The following is a 1,147-nucleotide window of genomic DNA, read 5'->3' as shown; positions in this document are numbered from 1 at the left end:
TGAACGTATACCCGTCAAGTAGACACTTTTAAAAGACTGCCGTTTACGCGGCATGAGTTCTATATTCAACAGGACTCATGCCGTGTTTATTTTGTATTCTCTCTTCGTTATAATAGTTAATGTACTCTACTAGGGCTGCTTGTACTTCTTCTACAGTTTGTGGTGAACTGAAGCAGGGCATTTCGCATTTGAGATGCCCAAAGAAGTTCTCAATACTCGCATTGTCCCAGCAGTTGCCTCTGCGGGACATGGATTGAGTTAGGCCCAAATTAGCCAAGGTACTTATGTAAGAAGGATTTGTAAAGTGATGTCCCTGATCGCTATGCAGGATGGCACCTTTCTCAAATCCTTTTTCTTTTAATTGTTGGATTGTTTCTAATACTAGTTTCATATCTTGTTGTTGGCTGATATTATAGGCAACCACTTCATTGTTGAATAAGTCTTTGATTGCACATAAGTAAATCCATCTTCTACCTGGTTTTTTTACTTCTATATAAGTAATATCGATACAAAACTTCTTACCCATGGCATCAGAAGTGAATTGGCGATCCAAAACATTGGAAATAGTACCATGAGGTTGCTTTCTTCTTTTAAACCTTGGTTGTCGGCACTTACAGACCAATCCATATTTCCGCATAATTCTAGCTATGCATTTAAGGTTGATTACAAGACCATACTGTTTTAGTAAAGCTAAGCGAATTCTCTTTTTTCCGTATGTTCCTTTAGAATGAGCAAATACTTCAAAGATAAGATGAAATAGTTCCTGATCTCGGATTGGACGGATATAGGAATCTTTATGTTTTCTCCACTTATAGTAGCCTGATTTTGATACACGGTTCACTATCTTTAAAAGGATTGAAACGGTAAATTGTTCTCCAAATGTAGCTATAAATTCAAACTCTTCCTGTTTCGTTAACACCCCCTTTTCTGTTCTAATAGCTTTTTTAAATATAAATTCTCCGCCTTTAACATCTGAATTTCTTCCTCAAGTGTCAGATTCTTTTTTGCAGGTCTTCCTTTTCCAGTGCCTTTCTTTTTACCTCGATTGTCTTTTAATCCTTCCTCTCCGAGTCTTTCATATTTAAGAACCCACTCATTGATTAATTTTTTAGTTGGAATCTCAAGCTTCTCCGCGATTTGGCTACGG

The 1,147-nt window shown here is 37.1% G+C and carries 2 protein-coding genes; both read right to left on the bottom strand.

The window, feature by feature from the left end; all coding sequences use genetic code 11:
- Nucleotides 1–43: 43 nt before the first annotated feature.
- Nucleotides 44–919 (bottom strand): IS3 family transposase, encoded by an 876-nt coding sequence (locus tag G3O09_RS22010; RefSeq protein WP_240338540.1) that lies wholly within the window; start codon nt 917–919, stop codon nt 44–46.
- Nucleotides 913–1,147, bottom strand: a 235-nt coding sequence (locus tag G3O09_RS22005) for a transposase (protein WP_163103572.1), incomplete at its 5' end; no start/stop codon positions are given. The genes G3O09_RS22010 and G3O09_RS22005, both read right to left, overlap by 7 nt.

Source organism: Peribacillus alkalitolerans, assembly GCF_010882125.1.
Taxonomy (GTDB): Bacteria; Bacillota; Bacilli; order Bacillales; family DSM-1321; genus Bacillus_BN; species Bacillus_BN alkalitolerans.
The sequence above is the reverse complement of the archived record's forward strand: the minus strand, read 5'-3'. Positions and strand labels throughout refer to the sequence as shown.